This is a genomic window from Streptomyces sp. NPDC058240, from assembly GCF_042882135.1.
Classification (GTDB): Bacteria; Actinomycetota; Actinomycetes; order Streptomycetales; family Streptomycetaceae; genus Streptomyces.
Map to the genome: position 1 here is coordinate 1 of NZ_JBHVWT010000078.1, position 17,274 is coordinate 17,274.

15 protein-coding genes and 7 pseudogenes are annotated in these 17,274 nt (G+C 68.5%); 12 read left to right on the plus strand and 10 right to left on the minus strand.

Annotated elements, in window-relative coordinates; all coding sequences use genetic code 11:
* The first annotated feature begins 10 nt into the window (after positions 1–10).
* From ACFVX4_RS39550 to ACFVX4_RS39565, 4 genes and pseudogenes are all read left to right on the plus strand, one after another.
* Positions 11–1,234, plus strand: a complete 1,224-nt coding sequence (locus ACFVX4_RS39550; protein ID WP_389987631.1) for an NAD(P)/FAD-dependent oxidoreductase — start codon at positions 11–13, stop codon at positions 1,232–1,234.
* 328 nt (positions 1,235–1,562) lie between these two features.
* Positions 1,563–2,093, plus strand: coding sequence for a transposase (locus tag ACFVX4_RS39555; protein WP_389987634.1), 531 nt, complete (start codon positions 1,563–1,565; stop codon positions 2,091–2,093).
* A 35-nt stretch (positions 2,094–2,128) separates the two neighbouring features.
* Positions 2,129–2,564 (plus strand): annotated as a pseudogene (locus tag ACFVX4_RS39560) (transposase); the annotation flags it as partial.
* Entirely contained in the window at positions 2,518–2,814 is a 297-nt protein-coding gene (locus tag ACFVX4_RS39565; RefSeq protein WP_389987643.1) for a hypothetical protein, read from the plus strand. The pseudogene ACFVX4_RS39560 and the gene ACFVX4_RS39565, both read left to right, overlap by 47 nt.
* 286 nt (positions 2,815–3,100) lie before the next feature.
* Here the strand turns inward: ACFVX4_RS39565 and ACFVX4_RS39570 are convergent, their stop codons facing one another.
* On the minus strand, positions 3,101–3,289 hold the full coding sequence (locus ACFVX4_RS39570) for a hypothetical protein (protein ID WP_389987605.1): 189 nt from the start codon (positions 3,287–3,289) through the stop codon (positions 3,101–3,103).
* A gap of 28 nt (positions 3,290–3,317) precedes the next feature.
* Between ACFVX4_RS39570 and ACFVX4_RS39575 the strand changes: the two are divergent.
* The 4 genes and pseudogenes from ACFVX4_RS39575 to ACFVX4_RS39590 all read left to right on the plus strand — a co-directional run.
* Positions 3,318–3,470 (plus strand): annotated as a pseudogene (locus ACFVX4_RS39575) (esterase); the annotation flags it as partial.
* A 5-nt stretch (positions 3,471–3,475) separates the two neighbouring features.
* Positions 3,476–3,748: a hypothetical protein gene (locus tag ACFVX4_RS39580; RefSeq protein WP_389987608.1), complete on the plus strand. Its 273-nt coding sequence runs from the start codon at positions 3,476–3,478 to the stop codon at positions 3,746–3,748.
* The gene (locus ACFVX4_RS39585; protein WP_389987611.1) at positions 3,745–4,677 is read left to right on the plus strand and encodes an alpha-L-rhamnosidase N-terminal domain-containing protein; all 933 of its coding nucleotides are present in this window, start codon (positions 3,745–3,747) and stop codon (positions 4,675–4,677) included. Before ACFVX4_RS39580 ends, ACFVX4_RS39585 begins: the two co-directional genes overlap by 4 nt.
* Before the next feature lie 53 nt (positions 4,678–4,730).
* Positions 4,731–6,434 carry a family 78 glycoside hydrolase catalytic domain gene (locus tag ACFVX4_RS39590; RefSeq protein ID WP_389987637.1) on the plus strand — a complete coding sequence of 568 codons (1,704 nt, stop codon included), beginning with the start codon at positions 4,731–4,733 and terminating at the stop codon, positions 6,432–6,434.
* Positions 6,435–6,948: 514 nt separating this feature from the next.
* On the opposite strand, the gene ACFVX4_RS39595 is transcribed toward ACFVX4_RS39590, so the two are convergent.
* A complete protein-coding gene (locus tag ACFVX4_RS39595; protein WP_389987613.1) occupies positions 6,949–7,815 on the minus strand; it encodes an alpha/beta fold hydrolase in 867 nt (288 codons plus the stop codon).
* 449 nt (positions 7,816–8,264) lie between these two features.
* Between ACFVX4_RS39595 and ACFVX4_RS39600 the strand changes: the two are divergent.
* Positions 8,265–8,402 (plus strand): annotated as a pseudogene (locus ACFVX4_RS39600) (DUF6766 family protein); the annotation flags it as partial.
* A 314-nt stretch (positions 8,403–8,716) separates the two neighbouring features.
* Here ACFVX4_RS39600 and ACFVX4_RS39605 read toward each other — a convergent pair.
* From ACFVX4_RS39605 to ACFVX4_RS39630, 6 genes and pseudogenes are all read right to left on the minus strand, one after another.
* Positions 8,717–9,085, minus strand: coding sequence for a hypothetical protein (locus ACFVX4_RS39605; RefSeq protein ID WP_389559155.1), 369 nt, complete (start codon positions 9,083–9,085; stop codon positions 8,717–8,719).
* Between the two features lie 125 nt (positions 9,086–9,210).
* On the minus strand, positions 9,211–9,504 hold the full coding sequence (locus tag ACFVX4_RS39610) for a SpoIIE family protein phosphatase (protein ID WP_389987616.1): 294 nt from the start codon (positions 9,502–9,504) through the stop codon (positions 9,211–9,213).
* A gap of 13 nt (positions 9,505–9,517) precedes the next feature.
* Positions 9,518–10,498: pseudogene (locus tag ACFVX4_RS39615) on the minus strand (PP2C family protein-serine/threonine phosphatase); the annotation flags it as partial.
* A 393-nt stretch (positions 10,499–10,891) separates the two neighbouring features.
* A complete protein-coding gene (locus ACFVX4_RS39620) occupies positions 10,892–11,218 on the minus strand; it encodes a hypothetical protein (RefSeq protein ID WP_389987619.1) in 327 nt (108 codons plus the stop codon).
* Between the two features lie 288 nt (positions 11,219–11,506).
* Positions 11,507–12,176, minus strand: a pseudogene (locus tag ACFVX4_RS39625) (IS6 family transposase).
* A gap of 141 nt (positions 12,177–12,317) precedes the next feature.
* Positions 12,318–14,060 carry an endo-1,4-beta-xylanase gene (locus ACFVX4_RS39630; RefSeq protein WP_389987622.1) on the minus strand — a complete coding sequence of 581 codons (1,743 nt, stop codon included), beginning with the start codon at positions 14,058–14,060 and terminating at the stop codon, positions 12,318–12,320.
* 177 nt (positions 14,061–14,237) lie between these two features.
* Here ACFVX4_RS39630 and ACFVX4_RS39635 point away from each other — a divergent pair, with 177 nt between their 5' ends.
* The gene (locus ACFVX4_RS39635) at positions 14,238–14,978 is read left to right on the plus strand and encodes an IS6 family transposase (RefSeq protein ID WP_389987640.1); all 741 of its coding nucleotides are present in this window, start codon (positions 14,238–14,240) and stop codon (positions 14,976–14,978) included.
* A 177-nt stretch (positions 14,979–15,155) separates the two neighbouring features.
* Here ACFVX4_RS39635 and ACFVX4_RS39640 read toward each other — a convergent pair.
* Together ACFVX4_RS39640 and ACFVX4_RS39645 are read right to left on the minus strand one after the other, a co-directional pair.
* Positions 15,156–15,698: pseudogene (locus ACFVX4_RS39640) on the minus strand (transposase); the annotation flags it as partial.
* Positions 15,699–15,914: 216 nt separating this feature from the next.
* The gene (locus ACFVX4_RS39645) at positions 15,915–16,364 is read right to left on the minus strand and encodes a hypothetical protein (RefSeq protein WP_389987625.1); all 450 of its coding nucleotides are present in this window, start codon (positions 16,362–16,364) and stop codon (positions 15,915–15,917) included.
* Positions 16,365–16,804: 440 nt separating this feature from the next.
* Here ACFVX4_RS39645 and ACFVX4_RS39650 point away from each other — a divergent pair, with 440 nt between their 5' ends.
* Together ACFVX4_RS39650 and ACFVX4_RS39655 are read left to right on the plus strand one after the other, a co-directional pair.
* Complete coding sequence (locus ACFVX4_RS39650; protein ID WP_389987628.1) at positions 16,805–16,930, plus strand: hypothetical protein; 126 nt, start codon at positions 16,805–16,807, stop codon at positions 16,928–16,930.
* Between the two features lie 33 nt (positions 16,931–16,963).
* Positions 16,964–17,274, plus strand: a pseudogene (locus tag ACFVX4_RS39655) (transposase); the annotation flags it as partial.

Sequence of the window (17,274 nt, forward strand, 5' to 3'; positions counted from 1 at the left end):
AGATCGCCACGTGTCATACGACCGTACTACCAGCCGGAGCAGCCGAACAAAGGGCGAACACCCCGACTGTGATCAGAACTCAGAACAGGCCCTAGGGCACGACCGGGTGACAGTGCTCGACGCCCGTGACTGTGCTGTGCTGCCCGGATCGACCGGCCTGGCCCCCGGCTTCGTCGGCCAGCTCAGCGCCACCTCAGAACTGGCTGTGCTGGCCAAGGACAGCGTCGCCACCTACCGCGCTCTTTCGGAGACTGGACCCGCAGCGGCCTTCTGCCAGGTTGGCTGTCTGGAAATTGCCACCACCCCCGCCCGCCTGGAGCAGGCTCACCAAGATGTAGAGCACGGTCAGCACCTCGGTATCGAAGCGAGGGTGCTCGATACCGCCGAAGCCGTCGCACTGGCTCCCGCGCTGGTCAACGCCGAACGTGCACTGGGTGCGCTGCACATCCCCTCCGACGGCGCTGCTGACCCGGTCGCGCTCACCCACGCTCTCATTGATGCCGCCGAGAAAAGCGGAGCCCTCTTCCGATTCAACACGCCCGTACTGGCGCTGGAGACAGAACGGGGCCGGGTTGTCGGCGTCCGTGCAGGTAAGGACGGCAAGCTGCTGAGGGCCGACCAGGTCGTGCTAGCCACTGGCATTTGGGGCCCAATCCTGGCAGCAAATGCCGGAGTGCAGTTGCCCATGGTGGACGTCCAGCACCCCTACCTGTTCACCGCCGAACTGCCCGAACTCGACGACACCCCCATCGACGCACCGATCGTCCGCTACCCCGACCAAGCGGTCTACACCCGCCGCCATGGCCGCCGCTACGGACTGGGAAGCTACGCCCACGCACCACTCCCGCTGGCCCCATCCCCCACGCTCGCATCGGCAGAACTCCCCTTCCGGGAAACCGACTTCGGCACCGCCATCGCCGAGGCCACCGCCCTGGTCCCGGCCTTCCGGGAAGCGCCCCGGGGACATCGGCTCAACGGCGTGTTCGCCCTGACTCCCGATGAAATCCCGCTTGCCGGCCCCGCGACTGAGGTAGCCGGCCTATGGTTCGCAGAAGCCTCCTGGGTGACCCACGCCGGTGGCGTCGGCCGACAACTCGCGAACATGCTCCTGGAGACCGGCAACCTCCTCGTCGACCCCGAGCGGCTGGCACCCGGCCGCTTCGTCACCTGGAGCGACGACAAGATCCGCGAGACCGCACTCGGCCACTACCAAGGCATCTACGACGCCCACTGACCCACACCGCACCTGGGCAGGTGTGCTTCCTGAGCTTGACTCGGGGATCTTGGAGTTTCCCGATGCGCCAGCATGATCAGCAGGCATGCTCGGGGCTGTTTCGAAGACCGATTCAGTTGTCGAGGTGTCCGTTGTCGCTCCGTCCCCGTTCCGGTGAGCAAGTCCCGTCTCGGACCGCGCAGATCGCTCGGGCGAGCAACCCGGGCGGTACCACGGCGATGTGGGTGAGAGACCGGTTGGACGGGCTGTGGTGCGACGAGGACTTCGCGGGCTGGTACCCGCGCGATGGACGCCGGGCCTCTCGCCCGCCCAGTTGGTCACCGTCCGCGTGCTGCAGTCCTGCTCGGCCTGTCGGACAGCGGAAACAGTCCGCTGCCGCATCGATTTCAAGTACGCCCTGGCCATGGAGCTGGACGATCCCGGCTCCCACCACAGCGTGCCGGCCGACTTCCGCGAGCGCCTCACCCAGGACGACCGCGCCGACCGCCTCCTCGATCTGGCGCTCGCGCGCCTGAAAGAGGCCGGACTCGTGCGCGAGCGCACCACGCAGCGCACCGACTCCACCCACGTCCTGGCCGCGGTGCGCGACCTGACCCGGCTGGAACTGGTCACCGAGGCCGTCCGTGCCGTGCTGGAAGAAGTGGCCCGCGCCGCTTCGCACCTGCTGACCGGCCTGGTCAACGAGGACTGGGGGCGCCGCTACGGCCGTCCAGTCCGTCTGGGCAAGAACCCCACCCGGCCCAAGACCAGGATCCTCGCCGCGCAGGTCACCGAGACGCGTGCCTCCGGCAGCGCCAACGTGATCACGGACGTGGCCACCACCTCGGCTGAGGCTAATCCTTTGGAGTGGACACCCTGACAATGGATCTTGATGGTCCAGGGAGGGATGTCCAGGTGGGAGGCAAGTCTCCGTATCCGGAGGAGTTCAGGAAGGACGCGGTCGCGTTCTACCGCGCCGCGGGCTGCAAGCGCACATACGCGGCGGTGGCGGCGGACCTCGGCATCACCGCCGAGTCGCTGCGGACGTGGGTCCGCTGGGAAAACGAGTCGCAGGCACTGCCCGAGCGCCGTGCGGTCGGCGGGAGTCCGGCTGAGGAACTGGCCCGGTTGCGGGCGGAGAACGCCCGGCTGCTGAAGGCGGAGAAGGAGTGGCAGCTGGAGCGCGAGATCCTGCGCCGGCAGCCGCCTATTGCGCTCGGGAGGTGAAGTGAGCCCCCGCCGCTGGGACTTCACCTCCGAGAATCGCGCCGACTTCGGCGTGAAGCGGATCTGCCGCGTTCTGGGTGTCTCCCGCTCCGGCTACTACCAGCACCGGGCCACTGCAGACGCTGCGCGCCACGGTCCAGGGAACAACCTTCGCGTTCAACCGTGTGGTCGCCGCCGGGTTCGCCTTCACCACCCCCGCCCTCGTCCGGCACCACCCGACCCTGCTGTTCTCTCTCGTCCTCGCCCTGGCCGTCGGTGCCTCCCTCATCGGTCTGCTGTGGATCCCGCGCCTGTTCAAAGCGCGTGAACTCGACCATCGACCGCCCTCGTCCGATGTGCGTGCGGTGGACATTTCCACTGAGGTGATCACATGAGCGGGAACGTGAAGACGAGCCGGCAGCACCGTGCCGTGGTCCGGGCCGCACGTCTGGTCCGCTACAACCGCCTGTGGGCATCCGACCTGCTGGCCCGCCCAGCCACGCGCAGGGCAGCACGGGCCGCACGGCGGGGGGCGGGCCCCGCTCAGGCGGCACCGAGCCGCTGGGTGACGCGAGGGCTGACAGCCGGCCGCAGTACCCACACCGGCTGGGCGGTGTGGGTACTGCGACCGGCGCAGCGTCCTGCCGTGCGCCGTGTCGTGATCTACCTGCATGGCGGTGCTTACATCGCCCAGCGCAGCGCACTGAGTATCACTGGTGCGCCGATCTCGTCCGCCGCTCCGGCGCCACGGTCATCGTTCCGATCCACCCACTGGCCCCGGCCGGTGCCGCTGCGTCGGCGGTAGCGGTCACCGCCGAGGTGCTCGGCAAGGCGATCGCCGAGCACGGGGGCGGACGCCGTCACCGTCACCGGCGACTCCGCGGGCGGCGGCCTGGCGCTGGCCGCAGTACAGCACCTGACCCACCGGGGAGAGACGCCACTGGACCGACCGGTGCTCATCTCGCCCTGGCTGGACGTCACGCTCGACGCCCCCGCGAGCCTGGAGATGGACGACCCGCTGCTGGGCGTGGCCGGCCTGCGCGCCTGCGGACGGCTGTGGGCCGGGGACCTCGATCCCGCAGCCCCCATGGCCAGCCCCGGTTCGGGCCGCTCACCGCTCCGCCGCCCATCACCGTCTACGCAGGCACCCTCAACGTCCTGTACCCGGACACCGCACGGCTCGTCGAACGTGCCCGGGCCGAGGGCGCCCCCGTGGACATCGTCGTCCGCGAGGGCCTGGTGCACACCTGGTCCCTGTTCACGTTCCTGTCCGAGACCCGGGCCGTCCGGCCCCAGCTCCACCGCGCACTGATCGGAGACACCGCGTGATCCCGTCCGCCCCGTCCACCACCAGGATCGTGCACGCCGTCAGGCTGCGTACCAACGGACGCGGAGCCCCGCTGGGCATCGACGACCCGATGCCGTCCTTCTCCTGGCAACTGGCCGCCCCGACACCCCCTGCGGAACAGGGCGGCTACACGATCCAAGTGGCCGAGGACGGCGACTTCGACGGCACCCTGGTGTGGGACAGCGGGCACGTCGTGGGCGACGAGCAGACCGGCGTACGTTACGCGGGGCCGCCCTTGGCCTCCTGTACACGCTATGTCTGGCGTGCCAGGCTCCACGACATTGGCGGCGCCGCCAGTGACTGGAGTGAGCCAGCCGACTTCGAGACCGGTGTCCTGGACGGCGGGCGGTGGCGGGCATCGTGGATCAGCGGCCCACCGGTCACCGCCGACGACGTGGCGGCCCTATACCTGCGCGGCCGGCTGCAGCTGCCGGCCGCTGTCGTGCGCGGACGCGCCTACGCGAGCGCGCTGGGCTGGTACCGGCTGTTCGTCAACGGCACCGACCTCACAGGACCCGCTCTGGTGCCACGCTTCACCCCGCTGGACAAGGTGGTGGAATACCAGGCCTACGACGTCACCGAGCACTTCCGTGAAGGCGCCAACATCGTCGCCATCGCCGTCGGCGACGGCCGCTACCGCGGCCGACTGGGTGTGCTCTCCCGCCGCAGCGTCTACGGCACCCGACTCGCCGGATTCGTGCACGTCGAACTCGACCTCGCCGACGGTACTTCGGTGTGCTTCACCACGGACGAAGGCTGGAGCGCGGGCACGGGCCGCATCACGCGCTGTGATCCCAAGGACGGCGAACACGCCGACCTGAGCGTCCCGGACAGCGACTGGCTCACCGCCCCCAGCCGCCGGACCGCTTCAACCCCGCGCAGACGCTGCCTTCGCATCCCCGCCGGCTGATCGCCGAGGAAACCGCACGCGTCGGCGAGATCGACCGGCTGCCCGCAGCACGCATCTGGCGCTCCCCCAACGGCCGCCAACTGGCCGACTTCGGACAGAACATGGCCGGCGTGGTCCGCCTCCGCCTGTCCGGACCGGCCGGCACCCGCGTGCGGCTCACCCACAGCGAACTCCTCACACCCGCCGGGGAACTCGACACTGACTACATCCTCGCCGACAAGAGCAAGCCCTGGTACCAGCGTGACGAGATCACCCTCGACGGCACCGACACCTGGTACCAGCCGTGGTTCACCATCCACGGCTTCCGCTACGTCGAGATCCAGGGCCTCACCCATCACCTGACCGCCGACGACATCGAAGCCGTGGTGCTGTCCTCACAGCTCGAACAGGCCGGGACGTTCGCCTGCTCCGACGAACGACTCACCCGGCTGTGGCACAACGTGCTGTGGAGCACCCGCTCCAACTTCACCGACACCCCCACCGACTGCCCCACCCGTGAACGCTCCGGCTGGACTGGCGACATCCAGGCATTCACACCCACCGCCACCGGCATGGTCGACGCCCACACCTTCCTGACCCGCTACCTGCGCAACCTCGCCCTCGAGCAGTTCCCCGACGGCCGGGTGCCCCCGTTCGTCCCCGCCGAGGCGTCCACCACCTCAACGGTACGGGCCACCTGGATGCTGGCCCGTACCCTGGCCAACTCCACCGGCTGGGGCGACGCGGCCGTCCTCATCCCCTGGAACCTCTACCGCTACTACGGCGACCACGCCGTCCTGGAGCGGCAGTACCCCAGCATGCGCGCCTGGGTCGAGTACATGGCCCGCATCGCCCGCAACCGGCGCGGCCTGCCCCGCCGCGTATCCCGCCGCCGCGCCGGGACCCTGGAGCGGTACATTCTCGACAGCGGCTTCCACTGGGGCGAGTGGCTGCGACCGGGCGAACAATTTCCCGCCAACGCTCTGGAAGGCACCCTGCGCGGCGCCGTCGTAGCTACCGCCTACCTCGCCCACTCCTCGGGCGTTCTCGCCCAAACGGCCACCGTGCTGGGGCGCGACCGGGACGCCCACCACTACGACGCGCTGTCCGAGAACGTCCGCGAGGCATGGCGAGCAGCCTTCCTCCACCCCGACGGCACCATCGGCACTGACCGGCAGGACGACTACGTCCGCGCCCTCGCCTTCGACCTGCTACGCCCCGCGCAACGCCCCCGCGCAGCCGCCCGGCTGGTGAGCCTCATCGAAGAAGCCGGCCACCACCTGGCGACCGGCTTTTTGAGCACCCCCATGCTGCTCCAGGTCCTCACCGACACCGGGCACGCCGACACCGCCTTCAAACTCCTGCTGCAGAGCTCCTCGCCGTCCTGGCTCCACCAGGTGGAACTGGGCGCCACCACTATCTGGGAAACCTGGGAGGGCTACACCGAAGCAGGAGAGGGAACCGCCTCCCACAACCACTACGCCTACGGCAGCATCGCCTGCTGGCTGCGCGAAACACTCCTCGGCATCACCCCCGCCGAACCCGGCTACCGCCACATCCGCATCGCCCCCGTCACCGGCGGCGGCATCAAAACCGCCGAAGGAACCCTTCAGACCCCCTACGGCATCGTCGGCAGCGACTGGCGCGACGACGGGGATGGCGGCGAACTGAACGTCACCGTCCCACCGGGAACACGCGCAACGGTGCACCTCCCCGACCACACGGTCCACCCCTGCGGCCCCGGCCCACACACCTACCACTGGAAACTGCCCGACTGACGCGGCGGCGCTTCCTCGCAAAACTCCGCGAGGAAGCGCACGATCAACTGCGGCTGCTCGGACGTCATGGCGTGCCCTGCGAGAATCTCCACCAGGTGTGCACCCCGGATCTCGGCAGCCAGGTCGGGTCCATCATGAATCAGGCTCTGCCAAGATTTTCGTAGCCGTTGATCGGCTTTGCGGTTTCGGCCTCGGCAAGTGCGTTGGTGAGGGAGGCTGGTGGCGTGATGTCGAGTTGACGGCGCTGCTTCCTTACCTGGCTTCGGTGCCCGCGCATCGACCACCTCATCGGCCAGGGCCCCGCCCGAAGCCTGGCAGCGGTGTCAAGCCCCGGGTTTCGTGGAGAGCGAGTTAGCTGGTTTTCTGGAGTGACGCAGGGGGGTTCGGCCGCGTAGTGGGCGGCTTCGTGCTCGGCGGGGGTGAGGTGGCCGAGTTCGCCGTGGAGGCGTCGCTGGTTGAACCAGTCAAGTACGAAGTCTCCCCCTGACCAGCGCTCAGGCACCGCACCCTCACCTCATCTGGACCACGGACGCTGAGACCGGTCACCGCCAGGGCCAAATCGTGTCGGTGGTGCGGAGAGGAATCGGCGGATTGCAACCGCTGACTCCTTCGGTCTCCGTAGATGAGGCCAGTGGTCGGCGTTCAGTTCGGTCAGGGTGGTGCCGGGGCGTCGAGATGCCATCTCGCGGGCCTGCGCGGTGGGCAGCACGGTGCTGGCCGTGCCGTGCAGGAGCAGCGCGGGGCAGTGGGAGCCCAGCCATTGGTGCCAGTGGTCGCCGAGCAGACGGGTGTCGGAGTCGATCATGTCCGTGGGGTGAGAGCCGAGCCGCCATCCGTCGTGGTGCGGTCGCAGTCCGTTTTCCAGCAAGGGTTTCAGGGAGCCGCAGGCGGCGAGGAGTTCCCCGCGTGTGGGGGCGGAGTACGGAAGGTCGAGCAGTACGGACAGCGGGGCGGGGTTCACAATTGGCAGGTGCGCAGGCCCGTCAATGTTGATCAGGGCGCTTACAGCGTCAGGTCGGGCCGCGGCCAGGTAGTAGGCGTTGATGGCACCGAGGGAGTGCCCGAGGACGGGCAGGGGCTGATGATCAAGGCCCAGGTGGGTGAGCAGAAGGCTCAGATCGTCGAGGTATCCGTTCCGGTCGTACTGCTTCGCCCGGTCGGAGTCCCCGTGTCCTCGCTGGTCCAGTGCTACCACCCGCCACCCGTCGGGGCTCAGGTCGCGGGCGAGGTCCGCGAAGTCAGCTCCTTCGCCAAGGTGTCCGTGCAACCCGAGCAAGGGCCGTCCCTCTGCCGGCCCGAAGTCGAGGTAAAAGAGGCGCCGCCCGTCGGGAGTGGTGAGGTGGGCGCGTACGGGTTGGCCCGGGGTTGGTTCGGTGGGCATGGCTTCACCGTAGAGAACGCTCACGCGGACGTGCCACAGCACTTCGCGCCCGTTGTCCTCCGGGGCCAGGTCCAGCAGCTGCCGGGCGGAGTTCGCGTAGCCACCAGCACGGCCGCGCGGCTTCAGGAGAGCGAGGTCAGCTTACGGGGGCGCGGAGGAGTTCCCACAGGGGGCGGGAGCTGGCTGCCCACGTTCCGAGGGTATGGCGGTCGACGACGTGGAGGCGCTGCTGCTTGGCGAAGGTGACGGCCGGGCCGTAACGCAGCCGTTAGTGACGATCACCGCGATGTCGGCGCCGTGGACCTGGCGGGCGGTGCGTTGAGGATCTGGAGGCCCGGGGGCCGGGGCGGTGTGCTGGGCCACGATCCGGGTCTGCCGTCGGGTGCCGCTGAGAGCGAGGGCGGTGACCGGCAGGAGGGTGAGGGTGGCGGAGAAGGTGCCGACCAGGCCGCAGCCTGCAGAACTGGCAGTACGAACTCCTGGCAGTGGCCTGCATGGCCACCTTCTCCGTATACCTGCGCCAGCGCGGATCCCTGGAATCCAAACCCGTCGGAACACCCCACGGAATCACCGGCGTCGAAAGATGACCGCCCCTCCCCCTCGGGAAGCGGCCGTGCCGGAGAGGTCGCGTACTCATCGGCACCCATCGCCTGCGGGCTGGAACTTTCCAGGCCGGGCAACGCTTCACCAGCCGCAGCACAGTACTGCGGCTGACGGATACGCCGAAGACCCACGCCGTCCGGGCACCAGCCCGACCGGCGAGCGCCGATCGCAGACACCGTCTGCCGCGGGCGCTCGGCCCGCCGTCCCCGAGCCGAAGATCTTCCTGACCGGACAACCGTCGAACGGCTGTCGGCCAGGGGCGAGAACCCTACGCAGTCGGATGCGGGGCCGCTCGCTTTCAGCCCAGCCGGTCCCGTGGGACCAGCGGCAGGAGAGTCCCCATCGCCTTCTCGGGATCGGGGACGGAGATCGCCAGCCGGCTGAACGGCGCGGCCCGGCGGAGTTCCACACACAGCACCGGTGTGCCGGCCCGTACCAACGTGAAGTCCTGCCCTTCCCGTAGGTGCCGGACACCAGCGCACACCTGTCCGGGGATGCACGTGCCCCGGTCACGCTCACCACGAAGCGCACGCCACCAGTCGGGCTCGATATAAAGCTGGCGCAGCGCCGACACCGGAACCCGCACGTTGCGGTGGTGTGCCAGGGCCTTCTCCCGCCAGGACAGGTGTACGACGATATCGGTCCCCTCGACTGCCACCCTCGCCATGGCTTCTCCCTCATGGTCGGAGTGCCCGGCGTATCACGATGCCTCGGGACGTCGCCGGCTGGATGTACATCGGGCTGTGGGTTTTCGTCGGCGTGATGCTCCTGCCCCGCAGGGCAGTTCCGGGTTCACGGGGGCATGCGTACGGCGAGGAGAGCGATGTCGTCGGTGCTTCCGGTGCCGAGGTCGGCGAGGATTGCGTCGCAGAAGGTGTTGAGCGAGTCACGCGCGAGTGCGGCTGCCTCTTCGCGGAGGTGGTGCAGCCGGTCCTCGACGTTCTCTCCGGGGCGTTCGATCAGGCTGTCGGTGTAGAGGAGGAGTGTGGCTGCGGGCTTCAGGATCGCCTCGCGGTCGGGGCGGCTCTGAGTGGTGTCGACGCCCAGCAGGAGGCCGTGTGGGTCGGTTGAGGTAGCGGGCGTCACCGTCGTGTTCGACGAGCAGTGGGGGCGGATGTCCGGCGTTCGAGAAGTGCAGGTGCCAGCAGCCGTGGCGGGAGGCTTCGAGGCGTGCGTAGATGCAGCTGGCGATGTGCCCCGGGTAGAGGGTGTCCGAGATGAGGTCGAGGCGGCGCAGGATGTCGCCGGGGGGTTCTCGCCGGTCGCAGGCGAGGGCGCGGAGCATGTTGCGCAGCTGGCTCATCGTGACGGCGGCCTGCACGTCGTGGCCGACCATGTCGCCAATGATCAGGGCGCTGGCGTCGTCGGGCAGGGGGAAGTAGTCGTACCAGTCCCCGCCGACCTCCGCGGCTGTGGGCGCGGGCACGTACCGTGCGGCGACCGCGTACGGCTCGTTGCCGGGCAAGGGCGGGAGCAGGGAGCGCTGCAGACGTTCCGCGACGTGCTGGACGGAGGCGAACAGGTGGCTGTTGTCGACTGCCAGTGCGATGCGATGGGCGAGGTCCTCCACGAGCGCGGCGTCGTCGGCGGTCAGTGGCGTCCGGGATGTACTCCGGGCCAGCGTCAGTGCTCCCAGGGCCTGTCTGCGGGTGCGCAGCGGCGCGCTGATCACGCTGTGGGAACGGAGTTCTTCGAACAGTTCCCGTTGTGCGGTGTGAAACGCCTCGTCGCGGCCCGTGTGGAGGGCTGCCTCGTCCAGGAGCAGGGGGCCGACACCGCGCAGCACCCGTGCGAGAGGGTCAAAGGAGTCCTCGGGGGCCGGGGGCAAAGGGCCCTCCAGGCGCCCGGTCGGCAGGAGGCCCGTGTCATGGTGTGCCACCACCACGCGGCGGACGGTCCCGTGGTCGCCGACCAGGTCGATGGCGCACCAGTCCCCGAGTCGTGGCAGAACGACACGGCACAGACGTCTCAGCGCTTTCTGGAGGTCCAGTGTGCTGGCCAGGGCGGTGCTGGCCTCTGCGAGCAGTGCCAGGCGTTCCAGTGCCTGCTCCAGTGCGGTATCGACGCCTTCCGTATTCACAGTGCGGTCCCCTTCTCACGCCGACGGAGGACACAGCCGCAGGGGACGGTCTTCGGCAGAGCGGCTGGAGTACATTGCTTCGGGCCGCGGTCGGCGGCTACTGCCTCAGAACATTGTCCCCGCTTGTCGTACGGCTGGCCTGCTCGTGCCCTTTTCGGCGGCATCGGGAGGCCTTGCAGAACCGCGTGGGCTCCTGCATCGCACAAAATTGCAGAGCCTGGCGAGTTACGGGCCGAGTGCATCGCGTAGCACTCCCGGGCGGTGCGCGATCAGGCGGAGAGCATTGTGGCACTGACGTGCGGCAGAGTACGAGCGGGAGCAAGGTGAGGGCACACCGCTGCCACCACCGATGCACAGCCCCTGACCAGCGGGCGGTCCAAGAGGCACAACCGGTCATGGCGGTGAGACGGAGGTGTTGGGACTGGCCCGCTCCGCCCGTGACGGCGTCATCGCTGCTGTCCAAGAAGTCACCTTTGGGAGCCGGTGCTGTTGGTTTCGTACGAAGGACAGCGAACCGATGCTTTCCGGCTGCCATACGGGCCGGGGCACCGCCCGTGCCCGAAACGACTCGTCGACGTGCTTGGCTATCGAGTCCAGGGTCAGGAACTCGGGACCGTCGGAGATGCCGTCGGTGAGCACCCGCAGGAGTTCGCCGGTGAGGGCTGTGTAGCGCTCGTGGCGGGGGGCCCAGGCCGGGCGGGTGACGGACGTGTCCGTCACTAGGTAGCAGCTGCTGACGCCCTGCGGGCCGGCAAGGCGCAGTGAGTCATGTCGACGTGAAGCAGGTCGAGGCCGAACGCGCCCCGTGGCTCGCAGCGCAGGTCGGACTCCATACATTCGGCGAGCTGGTGATTGCTGACGACTGAACTGGCGCGCGGTGGCCGCGGCGAGTGCTTGTCAGCCGAGGCGTCTGGGTTTGGTACCTGTCACCAGGGCGTTGTCACGTTGGTGCGGTGTTGATCGGTTGAGGGCGCGTCAGGGTGTGTAGGGGTTGGGTGGGGGCCTGGCTTACGCTGCGGTGGGCTGGTCGGTGGCGCCGGTGATCTGGTCCCAGATGGCGAAGCGGGTGGTCATCTCGGTGCGGTATTGGGTGGCGGTCATCAGGTGGCGGCGTGGTCGGAAGTGCGGTGAGGTACCGCTGAACGCGGACAGGAACTGCTGGGCCCCGCCGGTACTGCGGAAGCCCTTCATCGCGCGTTCGCGCTGCCTCGTCGGCTGGTGACTGTTCTCGGCCCGGTTGTTCAGGCCCTTGTGGGCGCGGTGTTCTACGGAGGGCATGACCTCGCGGTGGGCCGCGCCGTAGGAGCGCAGCTTGTCGGTGACGACCACCCTCGGCACCGAGCAGGTCTTCTTGAGCAGGTTGCGGAAGAACCGCCGGGCCGCAGCGGTGTCCCGCCGGTTCTGGACCAAAATGTCGAGCACGTTGCCATCGGCGTCGACGGCCCGCCACAGGTACTTCAGCTCACCGTTGATCCTGAGGAAGACCTCGTCCAGGTGCCACTTGTCGCCCGGCTGCACACGCCGGCGGCGCAGGCCGTTGGCGCAGGCCGTTGGCGTAGGCCTGCCCGAACTTCGTACACCGGCGGCGGACCGTCTCGTGGGAGACGAGCACGCCGCGCTCGAGCATCAGCTCCTCGACCTCGCGGAACGACAGCGGGAAACGGAAGTACAGCCACATGCAGTGCGCGATGATCTCCACCGGGTACCGGTGCCCCTTATACGACGGCGGCTCGCTGTCCACGGACGACCCCTCCCACCATGACCAACCAGAAGATCATCCCAGGCCGGTCAGTCAACGTGACAGTGCCGCCCTGATGCCTCACGCCTCGTCAAAGGCCTCGAGCAGGCGCTCGTACGCCAGCTTCGGCCGCAGGGCCGCGTCCCACGGCAGGGAATCGGCCGTGCGCGGAGGATAGATCTTGGTGTCGGCGGTGGAACCGTACCGGTCGGTGAATCCCCACGTGGAGAACGATGTGCAGTTCGGCTCCTCCAGGCAGACCCGCAGCTTGCCCACCATCTCGTCGGCCTGGGTCTCCCGCCCGTCCTCCTCGTTCTCGCCTATGGGGACGTCCATCTCCGACACCCGCGCCTGGACCCCGAGCTCCGCCAGATCCCGCACATGGCTGCGGAAGGTCTCCGGGTCGATGCGGTCGCCGGGTGCGTACTCATGGTTCTGGAAACCCACGCCGTCGATCGGTACGCCCCGTTCCTTGAGCCGCTTGACCAGATCGTAAAGGGCGTCCCACCGCTCGCCTTCCTCCTCGACCCCGTACTCGTTGAGGAACAGCCGTGCCTTCGGATCGGCCCGGTGGGCGGCCCTGAACGCCTCGTCGATGTACTCCTCGCCCATGGCCTCGAACCACGGGCTCTGCTCGGAGCGCAGACCAAGATCCCCGTTGGCGTAGCTCTCCTCGTCGTCGGACATGGGCTCGTTGACCACATCCCATTCCGCGACCTTCCCCTTGAAGTGACCGGCGACCGTGGCGATGTGCCGGAGCATGGTCCGGCGCACCTCCTCGGGATCGTCGTTCTCCCGCACCCAGTTGGGCAGAGCCTCGTGCCAGACGAGGGTGTGCGCATGAACCTTCATGTCGTTTGCGCGGGCGAAGCGTACGAGTAGGTCCGCGTCGCGAAAATCGTAGACGCCCCGGCGCGGGTGGAGGAACTGTGGCTTGAACGCGTTCTCCGGAGTGAGCATGGAGAACTGGCTCCCCGCGAGCGCCCGGTAGCGGGAGTCGGTGAGCAGCGGATTCTCGGCTAGGGCGGCGCCGACGTCGAACGGCCGCCCCACGTCTGCGGCCCGCGCACGCAGCGAGTCGTCGGACTGCTCCTGGCGTAGCTGCGGCGCGTTGACCACGCGGAGCGAGTCACCGCTCTCTGCCCGCGCGATCAGCTGCGTCAGACGCCATCCCTCGCGGCGCTCGTCTTCGCCCGCGTCCGCCTCCAGACCGAACCAGACAGTGCCCTCGGCGAACACCCCCGGGTCCTGCACGGTTCCCAGCCGCCGCCCGTCGGCTTTCACGCGGAAGGTGTCACCGATGCTCGACACGGCGAGCGTCACCGTCCCGGAGCAGCCGCAGTCGAAAACCTTGGAGGTGGCTGGCTCGTCGCCCTCGCCGTCCCATATCTGTACCTTCACTTGTCCGTCGGCGGTCACGCCGACGCGGAGTGAGGGCCGCTCCTGCCGCCACTCGTCGTAGATGACCGGTACCCGTCCGTACAGCCGCAGCCATGAGTCGCCGTCATCGTCGCCCACACCGGACATCCGTGCGGTGACGGTGAAGTCGCCATCGGACCTCAGATGCGGGCCGGCCAGGTTCAGCGGGGGATTGGGCTGGCCACCGGAGGAGTCCTGCTCCACGATGTGCCGATCCGATGCGCTGACCCGCAGGACGTCGTTCCGCGCGGTGGTGCCCGGCATCTGCGTCCAGTCATGGTTCCGCAGCAGGTCTTTGTCGTTCCCGCCCTCCGGCCCTTCGCCCAGACCCGTACACCCGGCCGCCACCGCCATGACGAGCACCACGGCGGTCAGCCGCTGCCACGTCCCCCCGCCAAGGTTCACGATCCCTCCCACTTTCTTGCCGAGACGAGATCAACATCTCGAAACCGGGCCATAGTTCATCACACATGAGGTACGACGGCCGGCGGCCCTGTGTGGCACGTCCCAGCTCGTGTGGCGGAGCGGCCCGGATGGTTCTGTCACGTTGACTGAGCGGGTGGGATGATCTTCGGGTTGATCATGGTGGAGGGGGAGTCGTCCGTGGGGAGCGCGTCGCCGTCGTACAGGGGTCACCGGTACCCGGTCGAGGTGATCTCCCACTGCGTGTGGCTGTACTTCCGGTTCCCGCTCAGCTTCCGTGAGGTCGAGGAGCTGATGCTCGAGCGCGGCGTGATCGTCTCCTACGAGACCATCCGCCGCTGGTGCCTGAAGTTCGGGCAGCAGTACGCCAATTCACTGCGCCACCGCCGGCCCCGGCCTGGTGACAAGTGGCACCTGGACGAGGTCTTCGTCAAGACCAACGGCGAGCAGAAGTACCTCTGGCGGGCTGTCGACCAGGACGGCATGGTGCTGGACATCCTCGTACAGAACCGGCGGGACAAGACCGCGGCCAGGCGATTCTTCCGTCGTCTGGTGAAGACGACCCGTACGGTGCCGCGGGTGGTCGTCACGGACAGGCTCCGCTCCTACGGCGCCGCCCACCGCGAGGTCATGCCCTCGGTCGAGCACCGCTCGCACAAGGGGCTGAACAACCGGGCGGAGAACAGCCACCAGCCCACCCGGCAGCGTGAACGTGCGATGAAAGGCTTCCGCTCCGCCGGCGGGGCGCAGCGGTTCCTGTCCGCGTTCAGCGGTATCTCACCGCACTTCCGGCCCCGCCGCCATCTGATGACCGCCCCCGACTACCGCACCGAGATGCAGCACCGCTTCACCACCTGGGAGCAGGTCACCGGCACCGCCGGTCTGTCCACCACGGCCTGAGCACAGGCCCCGAACCAGGCCCCACCATGCCCCGACACACCATCAGACACCCACACACCCAACAACGTGACAGCGCCTTTCCACGCCGAACACCGCGGGGGGTGCTTGCTGTACGAAGCGACGATGAGGTTCCTCGATCGCGAGGGTGCAAGCCGCGGCCGGGACTGCGACCGCAGTATGGACGCGGCGGACTCCGTACATCCCCTTGTGCGCGGTGTGGACCTCGCGGATCTCCTCGACCAGGGCGGCGTCGGCGGCCTGCCGGACCCCGCGGGCCTTCGCACCGGCGAGCCACCGGTAGAAGCCCGAGCGGGAGACCTGAAGGGCCCGGCATATCCGCTGGACGCTGTCAGACGCCGAACTCGGCGCGATACGTGGAGACGAAGTCCCAGCGGCGGGTCATGCCTTCATCTCCGTGGCGAAATAGGCGGCTGCCCGGCGCAAGATCTCGCGCTCGAGCTGCCACTCCTTCTCCGCTTTTCGTAGCCGGCCGATCTCGGCCCGCAGCCGTGCCAGTTCCTCATTCCGGTTCTCCCCGGGCACCTCACTACGGCTGCGGCCTGCCAACTCGTCAGCCTGGCGCACCCAGCTCCGCAGCGTCTCGCCGGTCACCCCGACATCCGCAGCGACCGCCGCATACGTGCGCTTCCCGCCCGCCGCGCGGTACAGCGCGACGGCATCGTTCCTGAACTCCGCCGGATACGGAGACTTCCGTCCCACCAGGACACCCTTCCTCGGATCTGCAAGATCCAATTGTCAGAGTGTCCACACCGCCGGGGTCACCTCATTTTCGGGCCGCCCCCCTGGCGGGCCATCTGCCGCACAGCGTGGGAGACCGGGGAATTCAAGGGCTGCCCGAAGTAACCGCCCTCGCTGCCGCGGGCAGGCTCCGCGTCCGTTCCGGCCGCGCAGCCTGCTCATTGTGTCGGACGTTCGTCAGCAGGTGACCGGAACGTCCAGGGTCACCGGGCTGGAGGGATAGCCGAGGGCGGATGAGGTGAACTCGGCGTGGACGGTCGAGCCGCAGGGGACGGTGCCGCCGACGCCACGGACCTGGGTGGTCGCGGCTTGGAAACGGACCGGCTGCACCAGGTGGCCGAGGGAGGTGCTGCCGACGGCGTTGCCGGTGAGGGTCGTGGTCAGGTCCTTGACCGGGAGCGTGGAGCCCGGGCTGGGCGGGCCCGACAGGTTTATCTGGCCGTACAGCTGCACGCTGTTGCCGGTGACTTCGGCGCACACCTTGGTCGACAAGCCCACCCGGAGGGCGGACGGACCGCACGTCACGGTGGTGGCAGTGGTGGTGGGGGCGTGTGCGGCGGTGGCCGGGGCCGCGCCGAATAAGGCCAGGCCCACGGCCGCGGTGGCGAGCAGAGCGATACGAGACATGAGGGTAGTTCTCCCTGTTCAGAGGCGTCGTTCATAGGCATCACTGATGCACTCAGGATGCAGTTGCAATGTGACATTGCACTGGACGTCAGTATGTGTGGAGGCGGCGTGAAGGTTAACTCCCACGTGCTCGGAGTGCTCAAGGCCGCCACCGCCGACCAGATACAGCGGCTGGCCTCGCCGCACCTGACCTACCGCCACACCCTCAAGGACACGCCGGCCAAGCGGAAGGAAGCACGCACCGCCTCCCACCGCGGCGCTGCGAACGATCTGCGCAGGCATGGCCTGTCCGTCGACGGCGGCCGCACCCGGGGCGGTGAAGAAGTCCGGCGGCGTGGGTACGCGGCCACTGGCGCATCGAAAACCGACTGCACTGGGTCCGCGACGTCACCTTCGACGAGGACCGATCCCAGATCCGCACAGGCAACGGTCCGCGCATCATGGCTTCACTACGCAACCTCGCCATCAGCATGCTGCGCCTGCACGGCGCGACCAACATCGCCCAAGCCCTGCGACATCACGCCTGGGACCCGCACCACCCCGTCCAACTGCTGCTGACCTGCTGAAATGCGACTTTGCCGGGATCCTGGTACGCCCTGTTGGGGACATCGAAGTACTCGCCTGAGTTCCGGGCCGATGCCGTCGCGCTGTACCACGCCAGTCCGGGTGGGACGTATGCGTCGGTGGCCAAGGACGTGGGCGTCAACCACGAGACGCTGCGCACGTGGGTGCGGGACGCCGAGCAGGCCGCCCGGCCCGGGGCCGTGGAGGCCACCGCGATGGAGGAGGAGAACCGGCAGCTGCGGGCCCGGGTGAAGGAACTCGAGCTCGAGCGGGAGATCCTGCGGAGGGCCGCGAAGTATTTTGCGGCCGAGACCAGCTGGTGAGCAGCCGCTTCCAGTTCGTCGAC

Coding starts and splice junctions, on each gene's coding strand:
- ACFVX4_RS39595 (WP_389987613.1), bottom strand. CDS start 7,815: ATGCCCACCGAACCAACCCCGGGCCAACCCGTACGCGCCCACCTCACC.
- ACFVX4_RS39605 (WP_389559155.1), bottom strand. CDS start 9,085: ATGGCGAGGGTGGCAGTCGAGGGGACCGATATCGTCGTACACCTGTCC.
- ACFVX4_RS39635 (WP_389987640.1), top strand. CDS start 14,238: ATGGTGGAGGGGGAGTCGTCCGTGGGGAGCGCGTCGCCGTCGTACAGG.
- ACFVX4_RS39645 (WP_389987625.1), bottom strand. CDS start 16,364: ATGTCTCGTATCGCTCTGCTCGCCACCGCGGCCGTGGGCCTGGCCTTA.
- ACFVX4_RS39650 (WP_389987628.1), top strand. CDS start 16,805: ATGGCTTCACTACGCAACCTCGCCATCAGCATGCTGCGCCTGCACGGC.